This window comes from uncultured Veillonella sp., from assembly GCF_963534045.1.
GTDB lineage: Bacteria > Bacillota > Negativicutes > Veillonellales > Veillonellaceae > Veillonella.
On the sequence record NZ_CAUSQT010000031.1, the window covers coordinates 1 to 18,328 of the forward strand.

18 protein-coding genes are annotated in these 18,328 nt (G+C 39.2%); 11 read left to right on the forward strand and 7 right to left on the reverse strand.

The genetic code is table 11. The features are described from left to right. Positions 1-120 precede the first annotated feature (120 nt). Positions 121-1,392 (forward strand): O-acetylhomoserine aminocarboxypropyltransferase/cysteine synthase family protein, encoded by a 1,272-nt coding sequence (locus tag RYP29_RS06345; RefSeq protein WP_205095962.1) that lies wholly within the window; start codon positions 121-123, stop codon positions 1,390-1,392. 358 nt (positions 1,393-1,750) lie between these two features. Here the strand turns inward: RYP29_RS06345 and RYP29_RS06350 are convergent, their stop codons facing one another. Then, positions 1,751-2,344 carry a PepSY domain-containing protein gene (locus tag RYP29_RS06350; protein ID WP_311532669.1) on the reverse strand — a complete coding sequence of 198 codons (594 nt, stop codon included), beginning with the start codon at positions 2,342-2,344 and terminating at the stop codon, positions 1,751-1,753. Positions 2,345-2,661: 317 nt separating this feature from the next. Here RYP29_RS06350 and RYP29_RS06355 point away from each other — a divergent pair, with 317 nt between their 5' ends. Continuing rightward, a complete protein-coding gene (locus RYP29_RS06355; RefSeq protein WP_311532670.1) occupies positions 2,662-3,219 on the forward strand; it encodes a biotin transporter BioY in 558 nt (185 codons plus the stop codon). A gap of 55 nt (positions 3,220-3,274) precedes the next feature. Here RYP29_RS06355 and RYP29_RS06360 read toward each other — a convergent pair whose 3' ends face one another. From RYP29_RS06360 to RYP29_RS06375, 4 genes are all read right to left on the reverse strand, one after another. Next, on the reverse strand, positions 3,275-4,048 hold the full coding sequence (locus RYP29_RS06360) for a TIGR03943 family putative permease subunit (protein WP_311532671.1): 774 nt from the start codon (positions 4,046-4,048) through the stop codon (positions 3,275-3,277). A 12-nt stretch (positions 4,049-4,060) separates the two neighbouring features. After that, positions 4,061-5,599 (reverse strand): permease, encoded by a 1,539-nt coding sequence (locus RYP29_RS06365; RefSeq protein ID WP_244167446.1) that lies wholly within the window; start codon positions 5,597-5,599, stop codon positions 4,061-4,063. Further along, positions 5,584-6,549 carry a GTP-binding protein gene (locus tag RYP29_RS06370; protein ID WP_311532672.1) on the reverse strand — a complete coding sequence of 322 codons (966 nt, stop codon included), beginning with the start codon at positions 6,547-6,549 and terminating at the stop codon, positions 5,584-5,586. The genes RYP29_RS06365 and RYP29_RS06370 overlap by 16 nt, the downstream gene beginning before the upstream one ends. 264 nt (positions 6,550-6,813) lie before the next feature. After that, positions 6,814-8,262, reverse strand: coding sequence for an aminoacyl-histidine dipeptidase (locus tag RYP29_RS06375; RefSeq protein ID WP_311532673.1), 1,449 nt, complete (start codon positions 8,260-8,262; stop codon positions 6,814-6,816). A gap of 231 nt (positions 8,263-8,493) precedes the next feature. Between RYP29_RS06375 and RYP29_RS06380 the strand changes: the two genes are divergently transcribed. From RYP29_RS06380 to RYP29_RS06390, 3 genes are read left to right on the forward strand one after another with little or no spacing between them, the layout of a single operon-like run. Next, positions 8,494-9,945 (forward strand): nicotinate phosphoribosyltransferase, encoded by a 1,452-nt coding sequence (locus RYP29_RS06380; RefSeq protein WP_311532674.1) that lies wholly within the window; start codon positions 8,494-8,496, stop codon positions 9,943-9,945. Positions 9,946-9,953: 8 nt separating this feature from the next. Beyond that, positions 9,954-10,724 (forward strand): NAD(+) synthase, encoded by a 771-nt coding sequence (gene nadE, locus RYP29_RS06385; protein WP_156930948.1) that lies wholly within the window; start codon positions 9,954-9,956, stop codon positions 10,722-10,724. 18 nt (positions 10,725-10,742) lie between these two features. Beyond that, positions 10,743-11,720 (forward strand): asparaginase, encoded by a 978-nt coding sequence (locus RYP29_RS06390; RefSeq protein ID WP_311532675.1) that lies wholly within the window; start codon positions 10,743-10,745, stop codon positions 11,718-11,720. Between the two features lie 84 nt (positions 11,721-11,804). Here the strand turns inward: RYP29_RS06390 and RYP29_RS06395 are convergent, their stop codons facing one another. Further along, the gene (locus RYP29_RS06395; RefSeq protein WP_311532676.1) at positions 11,805-12,581 is read right to left on the reverse strand and encodes an adenosylcobinamide amidohydrolase; all 777 of its coding nucleotides are present in this window, start codon (positions 12,579-12,581) and stop codon (positions 11,805-11,807) included. Between the two features lie 172 nt (positions 12,582-12,753). On the opposite strand from RYP29_RS06395, the gene RYP29_RS06400 reads away from it, so the two are divergent. The 3 genes from RYP29_RS06400 to yfbR all read left to right on the forward strand — a co-directional run bounded on the left by RYP29_RS06400 (position 12,754) and on the right by yfbR (position 15,229). After that, positions 12,754-13,665, forward strand: a complete 912-nt coding sequence (locus tag RYP29_RS06400) for a mechanosensitive ion channel family protein (RefSeq protein ID WP_009661757.1) — start codon at positions 12,754-12,756, stop codon at positions 13,663-13,665. Positions 13,666-13,710: 45 nt separating this feature from the next. Further along, a complete protein-coding gene (locus RYP29_RS06405) occupies positions 13,711-14,565 on the forward strand; it encodes a D-alanyl-D-alanine carboxypeptidase family protein (RefSeq protein ID WP_118353479.1) in 855 nt (284 codons plus the stop codon). 76 nt (positions 14,566-14,641) lie between these two features. Beyond that, a complete protein-coding gene (gene yfbR / locus RYP29_RS06410) occupies positions 14,642-15,229 on the forward strand; it encodes a 5'-deoxynucleotidase (protein WP_105083469.1) in 588 nt (195 codons plus the stop codon). A 9-nt stretch (positions 15,230-15,238) separates the two neighbouring features. On the opposite strand, the gene RYP29_RS06415 is transcribed toward yfbR, so the two are convergent. Continuing rightward, complete coding sequence (locus tag RYP29_RS06415) at positions 15,239-16,117, reverse strand: QueG-associated DUF1730 domain-containing protein (RefSeq protein WP_311532677.1); 879 nt, start codon at positions 16,115-16,117, stop codon at positions 15,239-15,241. 126 nt (positions 16,118-16,243) lie between these two features. Here RYP29_RS06415 and RYP29_RS06420 point away from each other — a divergent pair, with 126 nt between their 5' ends. The 3 genes from RYP29_RS06420 to RYP29_RS06430 all read left to right on the forward strand — a co-directional run. Then, a complete protein-coding gene (locus RYP29_RS06420) occupies positions 16,244-17,026 on the forward strand; it encodes an FAD binding domain-containing protein (protein ID WP_311532678.1) in 783 nt (260 codons plus the stop codon). Then, complete coding sequence (locus tag RYP29_RS06425) at positions 17,026-17,478, forward strand: (2Fe-2S)-binding protein (protein ID WP_005379497.1); 453 nt, start codon at positions 17,026-17,028, stop codon at positions 17,476-17,478. Before RYP29_RS06420 ends, RYP29_RS06425 begins: the two co-directional genes overlap by 1 nt. After that, on the forward strand, positions 17,478-18,328 hold an 851-nt coding region (locus RYP29_RS06430), incomplete at its 3' end, for a molybdopterin cofactor-binding domain-containing protein (RefSeq protein ID WP_311532679.1). The genes RYP29_RS06425 and RYP29_RS06430, both read left to right, overlap by 1 nt.

Here is an 18,328-nt window from a genome sequence, read left to right on the forward strand (position 1 = left end):
ATAGCTTATAGTTATGGAGAATGTATTATAAAAAGTGGTAGACATATTTTTTAATACATAGTAATATAATAGGCATAAGAAATGAAGTTTATTCCTTTATATGAATGGGAGTTGAATTTAATGAGCAAACAATATAAATTTGAAACATTACAATTACATGCAGGTCAAACGGTGGATCCAACTGGTTCTCGTGCAGTACCTATTTATCAAACAACATCTTTCGTATTTAAAGATGCAGAGGAAGCAGCTGGCCGTTTTGCCTTGACTAATCCTGGTGGCATTTATTCTCGCCTTGGCAATCCTACTACTGACGTATTAGATGCTCGTGTAGCTCAACTTGAAGGTGGTGCTGGTGGTATTGCTGTAGCATCTGGTTCTGCAGCGATTACATACTCCATTTTGAATGTAGCAAGCGCAGGTGATAATATCGTTGCAGCATCTACATTGTATGGTGGTACATATAACTTATTTACTGCTACATTACCTCGTTTAGGCATTCACACTAAATTTGTTAATCCTGATAATTTGGAAGAGTTTGAAGCAGCTATTGATGATAATACTAAAGCTGTATATATCGAAACTATCGGTAACCCTGGCATTAATCTTATCGATGTTCAAGCAGTAGCTGATATTGCACATAAACATAATATTATCTTAATCGTAGATAATACATTTGCATCTCCATACTTGTTCCGTCCATTGGAACACGGTGCTGACGTAGTAGTTCACTCTGCTACTAAATATCTTGGTGGCCATGGCACAACATTGGCTGGTGTAGTTGTGGAATCTGGTAAATTCGACTATAAAGCATCTGGCAAATATCCTAGTTTCGTTGAAGGTGACGAACATTACAATGGTTTAGTATACGGCGATTTACCAATTCCTTTCACCGTAAAAATCCGTGCTCAATTGCTTCGTGATACAGGTGCATGCATTACGCCTCTAGCATCTTGGCAAATCTTGCAAGGTATTGAAACATTGTCCTTGCGCGTAGAACGTCACGTAGAAAATACTCGTAAAGTAGTGGATTTCTTGAGCAAACATCCTAAAGTTGCTTGGGTTAACTATCCAGAACTTGCAGATAGCAAATACAAACCATTAGCTGACAAATACTTCCCTAAAGGGGTAGGTGCCGTATTTACATTCGGTGTAAAAGGTGGCAAAGAAGCAGGCATTAAATTGGTTGATGCATTGCAAATCTTCTCCAACCTTGCTAATGTGGCGGATGCTAAATCTCTTGTTATTCACCCTGCATCTACAACACATGCTCAACTTAACGAAGAACAACAAAAATCTGCTGGCGTAACACCAGATATGATCCGCTTGTCTGTTGGTCTTGAAAATATTGATGATATTATCGATGATCTTTCCCAAGCATTGGATAAAGCTTAATCCTTAACTTCTTAACTCCTTAAAGCATAACTCCAAAAACCTATAGAACATAAAAAGAAAACCTTGTAATAAGAGGCTGTACCAAGATGTCGTGACATAATTTGGTACAGCCTTTTTGTTTTGCATTCATTGTTGAAGGGGATAGGACAAAACGTGTTGTTGATGTATAAATTTTATATAAGAAACAGCCCTTGAATTCAACGATTCAAGGGCTGTTAATATGTGTATATGTGTGTTTAAAAGGGTTTGTTTTATGTGTGTATAGTTTTTATGAGTGTTTAGTTTTTGAGTGTGTTAAGAAATTGGAGAGATATATTATATAGTGGTTAGGTATATCTATATAATATATGGATTATGCTTAGTATTTAGTAGTTTTTACTTTAGCACTGAGAACTTTACCGGAAAGAGCATCGATCTTAACGTCTGCTTTTTTGTCGCCGCCGTTAGTCATGTCTAGTTTGTAGACAAGTTTGTTGCCTTCCATTTCCAATTCCCATTCCATTGTTTGGAAATCGCTGCCTACGCGTTCGATAGCTTTTGTTTCAGCGGATTCTGGTGTAATGGAGTTTTGTGGATTAAAGCTATTAGATTTCTTTAATTTGTTCCACGCACTAATGGATTTTGCTTGGTTGGAAACAACTTGACCCGTTGCTTCGTCGATTTTCATTTCCACTTTTTGTGTCTTAGTATATGCTTCTACTTCGTAAGTTGGATGATGTTTTGCATCATAGGAAATAGAAGTTACCATTGCGTCTGGATAGTAGCGATGTAATGTAGTAACAGCGCCAACGTAGTCGATTTCGCTACTTTGTACTGGGGACGCTACGCTACCAACACCATTCCAGGAGCTAGGAGCTGGGTAAGTAGATGCTGCAGATGCTACGCCTGCAATCAATACAGTACTTACGCCAAGAGCACATAATACTTTAGACAAATTATTTACTTTTTTCATGTTAATTACCTCCATAAAAGGATTTTGCTCAAAAGCAATTGTGCAAGTAGATTTTACTCAATCTACTTATACATAATTTAATATCATAAAATGAATATAAAATGAAAAATAAAACTATATACTTATTTTTAGGTATATACATTATATATTCGACATACATTATGGATATCCTCTTTTTAATTTGCATATTTTGCATAATGTAAACTTAATATATGGCTATATGGTTGACATAAGAGAAATGGAATGGTTTAATAACCTTGAATAGATATGTAGTTTGTTTAGATAGGTTTCTTTTATTCTATTTATGGAGGTATACCATGAGTTCCATTTCAAATCAACGTCTCAGCACAAGAGAGTTGACAATGACAGCCTTATTTGTAACATTAATTACAGCAGGTGCATTTATCCGTGTGCCACTTCCTAATTGTCCATTTACACTGCAGATTTTATTTACTACATTAGCTGGTATTATATTAGGTAGCCGTCTCGGGGCCATTAGCGTAGGTATTTATATTATACTGGGGCTTATCGGCGTACCTGTATTTACATCTGGTGGTGGACCTGGCTATGTATTGCAACCTACATTCGGCTATTTGATTGGATTCATGGTTGGCGCTTATGTAGTAGGCCGCTTTAGCGAGCTTTCACCAACACATTCTGTTAAGACATTGCTCATTGGTGCGATTATCAATTTGCTCATCGTATATGGATTTGGCATGATATATTTATATATGATAATGAATGTATATTTAGGTACACCTATTGGTTGGTGGGCTGTTATCTGGTCTTGTTTCTTGATCCCGGTTGGACCTGATGTATTTTTATGTGCTGTAGCTGCGGTGATGGGGAAACGCATTATAGGCCATTTACGATAAAATATACACAATATTAATAGAGGGCTATCACATTGGTGGTAGCCCTTTTACTATGCTATGGATATACATATCCTAAGATTTCTTGTGCATCTTTTGTTTTGTTGATTTCTATGTATGGCTGCTTACGTCCGTGAAAGTCTCGTGTGGATACGGTGCCTTCTACAGTTACCCATTGTTTATTGCTATAAGAATCTCCATCATTCTTATGCATGGTTAATCCGATAGGGGATACGTCTGCGATACAGCATGCCATGGCCATACGTGAAAGTGTAAACTCATTAGATTTTAATGTATTGTCGTCTCGGTTAACATAGCCTGTCATGTAGATTTTGTATCCTACATATTCCTCTGGTTTAGAACCGAGTGCAACGATGGTGCGATAATAATTATCTGAGTTTAATACGATTTCCTTCTTGGATTTGGAGATGCCAGGATCTTTAGCCTCGTTATTGATGGTAATCACTTCGCCAATATCGTCTTGAGAAAAATTAAAATCGTTGCGATCTTCTGTGGCAGCCGTATTTCCTGTTACTTGTACAGAATTAGGAGATAAAATCGGTGGCACCACAAATAATACAAGAGGAATTATGATGGGTGTAATAGAGCGCCAATAATGTTTGTATTGTTTATTAGGGGACCAAAGGATTGAAACAATACCTCCCAATAACAGTGCTATACCTGCTAACAATAAAAATAATTCATAGCGAGGGGCCACATATAATTTGTATTGGCCCGTGATGAGTAGATATAAAAAACTAATGCCTAATGCCGTGTATAGCAGTCCCTTGATGACACTGAGTATATCTTTGTTTCGTAGTTCTGATAACATAAACTGTTCTCCTTATACATTAAATAAAAATTGAAATAGCAATGTCATGATATACGTAATAATACTAATAGTAATAACTAAACGAAGTATAAATGATGTTGAGATATACTGACGTAACATGTATACATTTTTGATGTCAATCATAGGGCCTAACCATAGGAAACCAAGAACCGCTGATATAGGAAATAAATTGCTTAACGAACGGCCTATAATGGCATCTGATGTAGAGCATAGGGAGAAGAGGAACGCTAAAGCTAGTAATAATGCATTAGCAATAGGTGTGGCTACATCGAGTGAACCAGAGAAGAAGGTAGGTTTTATCCATACTTGGAATAGGGCTAATGTGAAAGCTGCTGCAGAGAAGTAAATAAGTAATTGACTGAATTCACGCTCTACATGTAACAGAAAGATTTTCTTTTTATTGCCTTCTTGATTTGATGAACCATACTGATAATCTTTTGGCTGAGGTAAATTGTTAGTGATGGTAGATAATTTGTGTGGTTTCCATTTAAATGTGAGGGCCACCATACATGCGATTAATATACCACCAATTATGCGAGCTAGTATTATTTGTGGCGTATCTGGAAATGCATAATAGGTTGCTAATAATGCGATGGGGTTCATAATAGGACTTGCGAGCATAAACAATAGTCCTATATGTTGAGGGATACCACGCTTTAATAATGCATTAAACATGGGAATAGTAGCACAATCGCAGATAGGTAATACAAGACCGCTACCAATGGCGATGCCATAGCTTTTAATAGAGTCTGCTTTCAGATAACGCATTAGCCAACGATCCGGTACCAATAGTGTGATAGCAGAAGAAATGATGGTTCCTAACAATAAAAACGGTATCCCTTCAAATATGATGCCTGATGCAATGGCTAGGACTTGATGGATGGAATAGGAAATACTATGACGGAATACAGTGACCAGTAATATATATAATGTCAATATAGCCACAATACCGTACAATGACCATGGCCATATCGGTTGAGAGAGTCTATTGTGAATGTCCTTTTCAGTAGGATTGACCAAAAGGGAACATTCGGGATTATAGGACTGTAAGAGTTTCTTTACTGCTTTGATTTGTGTCGTATCATTCGCATATAACATAATATAATCGGCGCTGTATAGTTGCGATACGACTCTATCCCCTAGTGCCTGTATCATAGATGTTATACTGTTGCTCTTTGCTGTGTAGATGACGCGTTCTAGATGACAGAATTCTTTTAGAATTGAATTGAAGAAGATGAGTTCTAACTGTTGAAATGAAAACATGCCATTCCATTCAATCCATATTTCTTTCGGTGTTGTTGTAGAAATATAATCCTGTATTTGTTGCACCACATGAGATAGGTTTTCTTCTATATCATCTGGCTCAATGGATAAAGGACTTTTTATAAACTCTGTATTACCTGTTTCAAAGCTGATGATTTCTGTAGAACCTAGTTTTTTTCGTTCTCGTAGCTCTAGATTGATTAGGGTGGTTTTGCCAGACCCTAATAAGCCTGTTACGACATATACAGGAATCATGATGCACTGCACACTTTCTCGTTTATAGATGGAATATCTATTTCGGTGCCAATAACAACTAGGTGATAGTCATTTAAGTGTGTAGCTGTTATAGCACAGGATTGCGGTGTGTATTGTAATTCCATAGGGCCTGATGCGGTAGGAATAATACCTTTAATCCGTAGTATTGTAGATGGTAAATTATTACAAAAATCAATCCATTGTGTATCATCGAGGGATTGTAGATTATGGAATGTATGGGTCACAAATGGTTGGTGCTCGTGATGGTGGACATCATGGTCATGATGACTGTGATTATCATGGTGAGCACCGTTGTAATCCTCACTGTCGTTACATGTATGGCAACTGCAGGTTTCGGAATCATGTTCATGTGCCTTATGAGTATTAGATTTTAGTTGGTTTATATCCTGTTGAAGTGCATCTACATCGGTATATATTGGCGTATGTGGTGCTAATTCAATGATGAGTTGTTTTGTTTTTTCAACCTGTTTTTCATCCTCTACATGAGTAAGTAGAATGGCATAACAGTGTTTGATTTGGTCCTTAAAGAAGGGGCCAAAGTTCTTAATTGCCATAGGTGCCTGCATGGCATCTACGACCGTTATAATCATGCTGACATAGGCTTTACTGGTGATATCGTCATCATCACAAGTATATAAAATTTCACTTAATTTACTAACACCAGATGGCTCTATATAGATTTGATCGATATCTTGCGTAGATAGAATATCGATTAAGGCATTTTTAAAGTTGCCTTGCAGACTGCAGCAAATACAACCGGAGGTTACTTCGCGTACAGTTGCGCCCGATGTAGATAATTGTTTTGCATCGAGACTGGTTTCACCAAAATCATTTTCTATAATTAATATACGTTCATTTGTGTTACCACAGTTTAATATATGCTGTAAATACGTTGTTTTTCCGGCTCCTAAGAATCCGGATATGATCGTAATTGGTATCATAATACGCCTCCCTTGTAAATGTAAACATAGTATACTACTCTTACATAACATATAAAAATACCCATAAGGGTATAAACAATAGTTTACAAAGTTAAGTAATAAGCGAGTTATAAGAAAAATTGATAATATTATACTAATATGAGTATATGTGAACATGTTTATATATTTATAACGTTGATTTTACAAAAAAGCGTATGCCTCATAGGATATATATGAGTACATACGCTTATTTGAATAAATATTATTATGTAAAACTTTGAAAAATTATTGTAATTTTTCTAGTAATGCTTTAAGGAATACATATACATGTTCTACAGAAGGTAGATGTACGCGTTCCGTATTTGTATGTGGGCTAATGATTGTTGGACCAAAGCTGATCATTTCAGTATTTGGTAAAACATTCTTTAATAAGCCACATTCTAGGCCTGCATGGACTGCATTCACGCGGGCAGGGGTGTCGGACATAGTATTGTAAAGTGCGATAACTTGTTCTTCTAGTTTAGAGCCTTTATCGTATTCCCATGCAGGATAACCGCCGCTGCGGGTAGCAGAAACGCCTAATGTATCAGCAAGGAGTAATAATTTTTTAGTTAAGTATTCTAAGCTGTTTTTATTAGAGCTACGAACTGATACGAGGATGTCTATCGTATGTGTGCCTTCAGAAACAATAGCGAGATTATCTGATGTTTCTACAAGCCCTTCGATGGTTTGGCTCATAGAGTGAACCCCATCTTCTGCAAGATAGAGGTAGGAAATTAAGGCTTCTGCCGTATCATCAGCATACACTGTTGCCGGTGTAGGAATTTCTTCCACTACGAATGTTAAATCAGGATCTTTGATTGCAAATTCATGTTTGTATTCTTTTTCGTAGAATTTGATAAGGGTCTTAATCGCTTCTATATCCTCGTTGCGTACAGACATGGTTGCAACCGCTTTAGATGGAATCGCATTATGTTTAACGCCACCTACGAAAGAAGCTAGATTAAAGGAATATTGTTTTTCTAAATCATAAAGAACGCGAGCAAGTACTTGGTTTGCATTAGCTCGTTGTTCGATGATTTCGATACCGGAATGACCACCCTTTAAACCTTTTACAGTTAGTGAAAGCCCTGCATCATAACCAGGTAGATTATTTTCGCGCAATAGTGGGATAGATACATTAACGTGGCAGCCGCCAGCGCAGCTCACGCAGAACTCATGTTCCACTTCAGTGTCTAAGTTGATTAGATAGTCACCTGTTACTTGACCTTCTTTTACCGCTGCAGCACCATCCATACCTGTTTCTTCGTTAGTTGTGAACAATACTTGTAGTGGACCATGTTGTTGGTTCTTATCTTCTAGGACTGCTAAAATCATAGCGCCGCCTATGCCATTATCTGCACCCAATGTAGTGTCATCGGCGTGCATCCATTCGCCTTCGATGATGTTGGCGATTGGATCTTTTGTAAAATCATGGTTGGAATCATGACCTTTTACGCATACCATATCGATATGACCTTGAAGGATAACGGATGGACGATTTTCATAGCCTGGTGTAGCTGGTTTTTTGATGACTACATTCCATTCGCTATCTTGTGTAGCTTCGAGACCTAAATTGTGAGCAAAATTGACAATGTAATCGCTAATGCCCTTTTCATTGCCAGATCCACGTGGGATTTGGCTCATTTCTTTAAATATTTCTAATACGCGTTTTGCTTGAACGATTGCGTCCATTTGGCACCTCTCATTCTGAAAATATATCCCATATAATTCTAATTATCTTAGTTGCTATGAGATTATTCATGTTTATTCATTAGTTAATAAGTAATTATTATCTATAATATAGTTATATCACATGTACTATGAATAGAAAAGACGATGTATATAGTTTATAATAGTATCATGCGTAATGTATAACGAACGCGCTGTATTATATACCTTTTATTTATATAGGATGGTGAAAGTATGCAACATGAACGTCGCAACATTAGTATGCTTATGGATCTCTATGAGATGACCATGGCTCATGGGTACTTTACGAAACAAGACAATACAGACCGCGTTGCCTTTGACGTATTTTACCGTCGCAATCCGGACAAAGGCGGATTTGCTATCTTTGGCGGATTGGAACAAGTTTTAGAATACATTTTGAATCTTCATTTCGATGAGGAGGATATAGCGTATTTTAAATCATTGCACTTATTTAGTGATGAATTTTTAGAGTATTTGCGCAACTTCAAATTTACCGGTGATGTATATGCCTTCAAAGAAGGTACCATCGTATATCCTAATGAGCCGATTATGACCATCGTAGCACCTCTTATCGACGCACAAATTGTGGAAACAGCAGTGCTTACCATGATTAATCATCAATCGCTTATTGCTACAAAGGCGAACCGCATCGTGCGCGCCGCCGATGGGCGCATTGTATCCGATTTTGGGGCTCGTCGCGCTCACAATGTAGATGCTGCTGTATATGGTGCGCGGGCGGCTTTCATAGGCGGTGTCAATGGGACTGCCACAGTTCTAGCGGGACAACAATTTGGGATTCCCGTAAATGGTACCATGGCACATAGTTGGGTTATGTACCACGATTCTGAATATGAAGCGTTCAAGTCCTATGCTGAAGTGTATCCGGACAGCGCTGTGTTCTTGGTGGATACCTATAATGTATTAGAATCGGGTGTACCAAATGCTATTAAGGTTGCCAAGGATCTTTTAGAGCCGAATGGTCATCGATTAAAAGGCATCCGCCTCGATTCTGGTGACTTAGCATATTTAGCTAAGCAAGCGCGTCATATGCTCGATGATGCGGGGATGAACGATTGCAAGATCATGGCATCTAATAGCCTTGATGAATATACGATTTCATCCTTATTAAATCAAGGTGGCCCTATTGATATCTTTGGCGTAGGGGAACGATTGATTACGTCGAAAACGGATCCTGTATTCGGCGCTGTATACAAGATTGCAGGCGTTGAAAAAGGCGGCGTATGGGAATCTCGCATTAAGATTTCTGAGTCTGTGGAAAAGATTACCAATCCTGGATTGAAACAGGTATATCGCGTTTATAATGAAGATGGTCGCGCTATTGCTGAACTATTGACATTACCTGGCGAAGTGCCATCCACAGATAAACCATATCGTTATATCGATCCAGAAAAACCGTGGAGAGAATTGTATTATGAAAACTGTACATTTAAAAATATGCAGGAACTCATGATTAAAGGGGGCGAGCAAATCGTACCATCCCCAACATTGGAATCGATACGCGCCTATGTACAAGAACAATTGGCTCATGAGATTTGGCCGGAAGAACAACGCTTTGAAAATCCACATCGTCACTATCTAGATATGAGCCCTGACTATTATCATATGAAGATGGACTTATTGAATCGTATTGGTCGTAAAAAATAGGAGGGCCTATGCTTACACATCCAGAACGAACAAAAGAGGAATTAGTGGCGTGGATTCGGGACTATTTTGAACAAAATGGACCTGCATGTTCCGCTGTAGTCGGCATTTCGGGCGGTAAGGATTCTAGCGTGGTAGCAGCCCTTTGTAAGGAGGCGCTTGGTGCAGAACGCGTTGTAGGCGTCCTTATGCCAAATGATGTACAATCCGATATAGATGATGCAAAAGAGGTGGTGGCGCATCTTGGTATCCCCTATATGATTGTGAATATTGGTAATGCCTATCGTGCATTAACGGAGGCCATTGTACAAGGCGAGGGTTTTTCCAATGTAACGGGCCGTACAGATTTAGCGCGAGATGCAGAAATCAATACGCCGCCCCGATTGCGGATGGCCACATTATATGCGGTAGGTCAAAATTTGCCACATGGTGCACGTGTTGCTAATACCTGTAATGGATCTGAAGACTATGTGGGCTACTCTACCAAGTTTGGCGATGCAGCAGGTGACTTTAGTCCATTGGCGAATCTCGTGGTTGAAGAGGTGCGTCAAATTGGACGCCTTTTGGATATTCCGCGTCATTTAGTAGACAAAACGCCTAGTGATGGGCTCAGTGGTCAATCTGACGAGGATAAACTAGGATTTACCTATGCCGTTCTTGATCGATATATTCGAACCGGAGAAATTGAAGATATACAAACGAAGGAGCGCATTGATTATCTACAACGAATTAATCGGCATAAACTTGAATTAATGCCTTCCTTTAAACCTTCTACATTATGATACCTATAGGAGGATAAGATGACTAAGAAAATTGCAATCATTGGTACTGGTGGTACCATTGCGGGACAAGGTGCTTCGGATACTGATTTGACGGGGTATACAGCAGGTGTATTGCCCTTAGAAGAAATTATATCCTCTGTACCTGGCGTTAGAGATTATGGACCTTTTGTGTGCAATCAATTTTGTAATATTGAAAGTTCAGATATAACGCTATTTCAATGGGTCCGTCTATCAAAATTAGTACAAAAATGTGTGGATAATGATGATATTGCGGGTGTTGTTATTACACATGGCACGGATAGTATGGAGGAAACCGCGTACTTTTTGCATCTTACTGTCCATACTGATAAGCCTATCGTCATAACTGGTTCGATGCGTCCAGCAGGAGCTGTCAGTGCCGATGGCCCTATTAATTTATTGCAAGCTATACAAGTAGCTCGAACACCAGAATCATATAATAAGGGCGTATTGGTAGTTATGAATGGCTATATTGATGGTGCTCGTGATGTAACGAAAATGAATACAACTAACGTGGCAACCTTTGGTAGTCCTAATGCAGGTCATCTTGGTATTGTACAAGATGGTATAGCCCAATACTATATGTGTCCGTTGCGTAAGCATACGATGGAATCTGAGTTTGGCTTGCCAGAGGACGATGACTTACCACGTGTTGAAATCTTAACCTGTTATGCAGGTATCGAAGAAATTATGGGGCTTGCCATAGTGGCAACGAACCCATCGGGTTTGATCTTAGCTGGCTTAGGCCATGGTACGATACCAGAACCTATCCGCAAGGTAACATCCAATTTACCAATACCTGTTGTACGCGCATCCAGAACGGGGAGTGGTATAGTATCTAAGGTTCCCCAAGATGTGGAGGCAGGCTATTTTGTATGTGATAGCTTATCACCTCAAAAGGCTCGTATCTTGTTGATGTTGGCCTTACAAAAGGAACGCACTTGCAAGGATTTGGAACGAATCTTTAAAGAATACTAACCCTTACAAGCAATTGTATGCGGATGAGACAGATATAAAAAGACCCTTTGTGATTATTCACAAAGGGCCTTTTGCTTGTATAAATCATTCGGTACCGATGGCATTTTCTAATGCTCGTTGTACACCTAGGTATACAGCTTTGGCTAATGTGTCGCCGAATAGGGAATAGGATCCTGCATCAGTTAATACATCGCCATTTGTATTGATAGTTAAGATGATGCCATCTGTAGCAGTTCCAGTAGCGGAGGTATTCGTTTCTTTTGCTAAACTGTGAACTATATGTGTATTGTATTTGGGAAAGTCCTTGGTACTTTCCACCTTCCAATCTTGTAATGCTGCTGTTTTAGCCTCAGTAATCGTCATGATGGCTTTCACCATCGCGCTATCTGTTAAGGCCTTGTTGGTAAATACGAGGATATTAATTGTGCCAGGAGTGTGGAATTCACCATTTTTTTCTTCATAACAATAACCTGTACCTGCACGATGGGCCGTTTTCTTGTAACCACCGGTGACAATGGTTTCAACGATTGTATCACTTTCTTGTACCATTGTGTACGCATGAAGTGATGGTGTAGCAGAGGTTAACAGTGCAGTGCTGAAATGTACAGGCACATCGATATGCTCAAATTCTTGAGCTAAATAGTTTGCTACAGAGCCACCTGGTAGATCTTTTTCTGTTTCAATATGGTAGGTTAATTGTTGATTGCGTACACCTAATGTATGGTGAAAGCCTCCATTTAGTTGACCGCTGCTCAAGGAATAGTGAATGTCGTCAAAGAGTACGGTTACAGAGTTGCATTCTTTAGTGACATGACCGCCCGTTATTAATTCATCTGGCGCTGTGTATGGATTATTAGACATATAGGACTCCCTAGTTTATCATTGTTAGATATAGAATATAAAGCTATAATAAAAGGTAATATTTTATTATCTTCATATAAGTTGTTTATAATACATAATATTTACATGTGAAATTATATCATATGTTTACCATAGATTTGAGTAAGTCACCTTAAGCATTGTGGGGGTATACATGTACGAATTCTTAGCAACCGCATCAGAGCTGTTATTTAAAGATGCCAATGTATTGTTAAAATTAAGAGAATGGTTTTTTAGCCAAGCCGGCAATATTTTGCTTGCTCTTATTATATTTTTTGTAGGCCGCTATATTATTCGGTGGATTAAAAACGTTGCTGTTCGTGTTATGACACGGGCCAACTATGATACTGCCGCAATGGGCTTTGTATCTCAAATTATTAATTATGTATTGCTTGTAGGTTTATTATTAGTCTGTCTTAATCAAGTTGGTGTTCCTACAACATCCTTTGTAGCAGCTTTCGGTGCTTTTGGTTTAGGTATTGGCTTAGCATTACAAAATAATCTAGCGAACTTAGCATCAGGATTATTGATTTTAATATTCAAACCATTTCGTGCTGGACACTATATTGAGGTTGGGGACATTATAGGGAGCGTTACATCCATACAGTTTATGAATACTATTATCACTACAAAGGATCAGAAACGGGTGTACATACCAAATTCGATTCTTACATCTCAATCAGTAACGAATTATTCCTATATGACTGAACGAATGATTCCGTTTGTTTTTGATATTGGCTATAACAATGATCATCATGAAGCAATTAAGATATTAAAGACCGTTTTTGCCAAGGATAAACGTATTCTAAATGCTAAATATATGGAGATTGGTATTTCTGAATTTGGTGATAACTCTGTGCGTATTTCTGCGTTTGCAGAAGTTAAAACGAGTCAGTTTCTTGATGTTCGATATAGTATTATGTCCGATGTAAAAGATGCTTTTGATAAGCATGGTATAGATATTCCATATCCACAACGTGTTGTATATATACAAAACGCAGATACTTCTACAGGTGAAATTAAAGGAACTAAGAAAAAAGTAACTACCACGAATCAAGAAATCTGATAAATCATGAATTTACAAGTTAATAATATGTAGAAAGAGATTGATATGAGAGATTTAATAATGTATAGGCACTTAGTATGGCAACGTTTTATATTGGCGTTAGCTTTCATAGGTGCCATGCTCTTAGGTACTGTTGCTCATGGTGCTGCACCTACGCCACCATCTACCATTGGTGAAGCCGTGGTACTCATTGATGCAGATAATAAGGAGATTTTATTTGCCAAGAATCCCGATAAATGGATGCATCCGGCAAGTACAACGAAAATGGTAACCTTATTAACAGCACTTGAGTTAAAAGGAACACAATTAGATGAGTTAGCAACGATTAGTCCTTATGCAACTAGCATGGAGGAATCTAATCTTGGTGTACATGTGGGCGACCAAATCACCTTGGAAGGTGTTCTTGAAGGTATGATGGTAGCATCTGGTAATGATGCGGCTGTAGTGGTGGCAGAGAACGTAAGTGGGTCTGTAGAAAATTTTGCGAAGGATATGAATCGCATAGCTGCTAAGGCAGGGGCTAAAAACAGCGTATTCCTCAACCCTCATGGATTGACCCAAATGGGTCATCATTCAACGGCACGAGATTTGGCTTTGATTGCAGCTTATGGGATGAAATATCAAATGTTCCGCGACAAGGTGGCCAATGATTACTATAAGGTGCCTTATCAAAACCGTGCGCCTGAAACGATTCGCACTACAAACCATTTTATCCGTAATAAATATCCTGGTGCTAATGGCTTAAAGACGGGCTTTACAAATGCGGCTGGTGAATGTTTAATCGCATCGGCTACGCGAAATGGGCACACTATGATTGTGGTGATGCTCAATGATGACAACCGTTGGAATGAGGCCGTTCAGTTTCTAGACTATGGCTTTAAATTACGTGGTGTCATTTGATATCATAACTATTTAGTTATACATACTATAAAAGGTCCTACCTTCTGGTGGGACCTTCATTGTAAGGGGGATATGTATGAGTTCATTTTTTGCTTTTTTAAAACGGATGCGCTTTATTAACCGTTGGAGCTTGATGCGCAATACGGAAACAGAAAATATTCAAGAACACAGCCTTGAGGTAGCTATGGTAGCCCATAATTTGGCGGCTCTTAAAAATGAATATTTCGGTGGAAATTTAGATATTAACAAGGTGGCCGTCATTGCCATGTACCATGAGGTGAGTGAAATCTTTACAGGGGACATGCCGACGCCTATTAAATACTTTGATCCTAAGCTTCGTTCCTTGTATGGTGAGGTAGAAACCTTAGCGCAAGAAAAAATGCTAAGTACATTGCCGGAACGATTGCAATCCGTTTATAAACCATATATTGTGGATGCTGAAACATTGCCAGAATGGCCGATTGTGAAAGCTGCCGATACCTTGTCTGCCTATATGAAATGCGTCAATGAGTTACATGCGGGCAATGATGAATTCAAGGAGGCTCACGATACGATTTTGGCTAAATTGAAAGCTCTTAATATGCCAGAGGTAGATATGTTTATCAAAGAATATGTACCGGCCTTGAGTGAATCCTTGGATAAACTAAACTACTACAAAATATAGTATGTGGTATTAAGGTTTGTTGATATATTTCTGATTGCGTATCAATATTTTTTTGCCGCGCCATGAGAAGGCTCGATGGCCATATTTGGCTTTGAATTCCTTGTTTGTCATCGATTCTAATTCGGGAATATCCACATAGGGTTCGATAGATTGAAATTCAATAATAGGTGTTGTAGGTAAGTCTTTATTATGGGGGCAAACCTCTTGGCACACATCACAACCGAATACTAAGGGTGATTTCTTGATGATGGATTGTTCGTCGTCGGTGAGATCACCTTTTTTTTGCGTTAAATAGCTTTTACAGGTGGCGTAATTGAATTCATCATCGTTCAAACATTGGCCAAGACATGATGAGATACAGCGATTACAGCCCACACACGTATCGGTCATAGGCGTATTGGGCTCGAACTCTAATGTGGTGAGCACGGTACCGATGACGATATAAGAACCCCAAGTTGGATTGATAAAGCATTTATTTTTTCCATAGAATCCAAGGCCTGCTAAATAGGCCATGTAACGATCAGCCAAGGGACTCGTATCGCAATGGATAGAGAAAAATGCATCTGGGGCGTTCGTTTTTAATTCATCTACGAGACGTTGCAAATAGTCTGTCACCACTAGATGGTAATCAGTGGCCCAGGTGTAACGGGATAGATTTGTAGGTCCTTCATATGCTACATGATAGGGAAATAGACATACGATGGCACTGCGTGGCATAAACTCAGATGTGCCAATCAATCGTTCCTCTAGGTCAGCGGCTGTAAAGGGACATGGATTGGATTCCCGTAAAATTTCGCGCGCTTCTCGAGGAAGTGGCCACGATGTGGTACCCACTACCGGTATATGTAATTGTTTGCAAACTTCTTGTAATTTTATATTGTTTGTCATAGATTTACGATGTAATAGTTGTTACAATTATATATAAGCAAAAATAAAAGGTTTTATGGCAACATTGCTAATAGTAAATGGCTTAAGATAATGATTGTTTTTAGTATACCATTGTGAGGATAGATTATGTTAGCCTTTTTGAAAGTATTACAACCGAAGACGGTGGAAGAGGCCTATGAAATGGCCGTAAAAAATAAGACGGCACCGATGCTTGCTGGTGGGTGTTGGCTACGATTGGGTCGCCGTACATGGCCTGCAGTAATCGATATGGCAGGACTAGATTTACGATATGTTCGTGAAGAAGATAACGAATTTGTTATTGGTGCCATGGCGACACAAGGTGATGTAGAACGGTTTGAACCGTTACAACAATTTTGTGGTGGCGCCGTAGTGCGTGGAATTAAGGAAATTTTAGGCGTCCAATTTAGAAATATGGCTACCATGGGTGGTTCCGTGGCTAGTAAATTTGGGTTCTCTGATATTATTCCCGCCTTGTTAGCTGTTCATGCAGACATCGTAACCTATAAAGGTGGTCGTATGTCCATGAAGGATTATATGAATTATCGGGAACGCGATATTTTAGTTGAAATTCGCATCCCAAAACGCGAAGTGCCTGTTGCGGTTGAGGCGTTGCGCATTTCTCGTGGCGATTTTCCATATTTAACCGGTTCTATTCGCCGTGATGATACAGCCTATGAAGTCTATATCGGGACCCGTCCAGGTGCGCCACAACTAGCAGAGAAAGCGAGTGCTTTGCTTTCAGAAAAAGGATTAGATGCATTGGATGAGGCAGCACGGGTTGCATCAGAGGAATTAGTATATCAAAAGAATTCTCATGCATCCAAGGAATATCGCATTGAGATGGCTAAAGCCATGGTTCGCCGGTTAGTTAAGGAGGTGGCACAATAATGGAATTAGTATTAAATATTAATAATAAGAATGTAACCGTTAATGTGCCAACGGATGAAATGCTATTAACTACGTTGCGCAACTTAGGTTATTATAGCGTACGCTGTGGCTGTGATACGACAAACTGTGGTTTATGCACTGTTTGGGTCGACGATGAAATCACGCTATCCTGCGCATATCCTACATTCCGTGCGCCAGGCCATTCCATCACAACCCTCGAAGGTCTTGAAGAGGATGCATCTTTATTAGCAGATTGTCTTGCTTCTGAAGGGGCAGACCAATGTGGTTTCTGTACTACCGGTATGATGATGAGTGCCATCGCATTAAAGCGTAGAAATCCTAATGCCAGTGATGATGAAATTCGCGAATATTTGATTGGTAATCTCTGTCGCTGTACCGGTTATGAATCACAGCTTCGTGGCGTCCGTAAATATCTACAAGGAGGTTTATAATGAAGCACATTGGTAAGTCTTATGATAAAGTCGATGCCAAGGGCATACTCAGTGGTAAACCTTCTTATACAGGCGATTTTGTGCCAAAAGATGCCCTCATTATTAAGGTGTTGCGTAGTCCCCATGCACAGGCTAAAATTAAATCTATTGACACATCTAAAGCTAAATTAATCCCTGGTGTAGAGGCTATTTTTACCTATGAAGATGTACCGAACACGCGTTTTACTTTAGCAGGTCAAACCTATCCAGAGCCATCTGCCTATGATGCGTTGATTCTCGATTCTGTAGTTCGCTATGTAGGTGATGAAGTGGCCCTCGTCGTGGCTAAAGATGAAGCTACTGCATTGAAGGCGATGCCTCTCATTAAGGTTGAATACGAGGTGCAAAAACCGGTGCTTGATTTACGCACGGCTATGGACCATGAAACAGTAGTTCATCCAGAAGATGATATTCTCAATCACATTCCAGTAGGACAAGACTATAAACGCAATATTTGTGTATCCTACCATAAGCGCGTTGGCGATATTGAAGGGGAACTTGCTAAATGCGATTATGTCGTAGAAGGCACATATTTCGACCAAGCTACGCGTCAATCTGCAATGGAACCATTCCAAAGCTTTGGCTATATCGATCATTTAGGACGTATTGTCATCGTTAGCTCTACGCAAATCGTGTTCCATGTGCGCCGTCATATTGCACGAGCACTAGGAATTCCTGCATCTAAAATCCGCGTTATTAAACCTCGCATTGGCGGTGGTTTTGGATCGAAGCAAACGGCTTGTACCGAATTGATGACAGCATTTGTAACATGGAAATTACAAAAGCCATGTTATTTACTATATGATAGAAC

What these genes read in the sequence shown, in the direction of transcription:
- RYP29_RS06400 (WP_009661757.1), top strand. Translation starts at nt 12,754, where the DNA reads ATGTACGAATTCTTAGCAACCGCATCAGAGCTGTTATTTAAAGATGCC.
- RYP29_RS06380 (WP_311532674.1), top strand. Translation starts at nt 8,494, where the DNA reads ATGCAACATGAACGTCGCAACATTAGTATGCTTATGGATCTCTATGAG.
- RYP29_RS06390 (WP_311532675.1), top strand. Translation starts at nt 10,743, where the DNA reads ATGACTAAGAAAATTGCAATCATTGGTACTGGTGGTACCATTGCGGGA.
- RYP29_RS06425 (WP_005379497.1), top strand. Translation starts at nt 17,026, where the DNA reads ATGGAATTAGTATTAAATATTAATAATAAGAATGTAACCGTTAATGTG.
- RYP29_RS06345 (WP_205095962.1), top strand. Translation starts at nt 121, where the DNA reads ATGAGCAAACAATATAAATTTGAAACATTACAATTACATGCAGGTCAA.
- RYP29_RS06415 (WP_311532677.1), bottom strand. Translation starts at nt 16,117, where the DNA reads ATGACAAACAATATAAAATTACAAGAAGTTTGCAAACAATTACATATA.
- yfbR (WP_105083469.1), top strand. Translation starts at nt 14,642, where the DNA reads ATGAGTTCATTTTTTGCTTTTTTAAAACGGATGCGCTTTATTAACCGT.
- nadE (WP_156930948.1), top strand. Translation starts at nt 9,954, where the DNA reads ATGCTTACACATCCAGAACGAACAAAAGAGGAATTAGTGGCGTGGATT.
- RYP29_RS06395 (WP_311532676.1), bottom strand. Translation starts at nt 12,581, where the DNA reads ATGTCTAATAATCCATACACAGCGCCAGATGAATTAATAACGGGCGGT.
- RYP29_RS06360 (WP_311532671.1), bottom strand. Translation starts at nt 4,048, where the DNA reads ATGTTATCAGAACTACGAAACAAAGATATACTCAGTGTCATCAAGGGA.
- RYP29_RS06370 (WP_311532672.1), bottom strand. Translation starts at nt 6,549, where the DNA reads ATGATACCAATTACGATCATATCCGGATTCTTAGGAGCCGGAAAAACA.
- RYP29_RS06405 (WP_118353479.1), top strand. Translation starts at nt 13,711, where the DNA reads ATGAGAGATTTAATAATGTATAGGCACTTAGTATGGCAACGTTTTATA.
- RYP29_RS06375 (WP_311532673.1), bottom strand. Translation starts at nt 8,262, where the DNA reads ATGGACGCAATCGTTCAAGCAAAACGCGTATTAGAAATATTTAAAGAA.
- RYP29_RS06355 (WP_311532670.1), top strand. Translation starts at nt 2,662, where the DNA reads ATGAGTTCCATTTCAAATCAACGTCTCAGCACAAGAGAGTTGACAATG.
- RYP29_RS06350 (WP_311532669.1), bottom strand. Translation starts at nt 2,344, where the DNA reads ATGAAAAAAGTAAATAATTTGTCTAAAGTATTATGTGCTCTTGGCGTA.
- RYP29_RS06420 (WP_311532678.1), top strand. Translation starts at nt 16,244, where the DNA reads ATGTTAGCCTTTTTGAAAGTATTACAACCGAAGACGGTGGAAGAGGCC.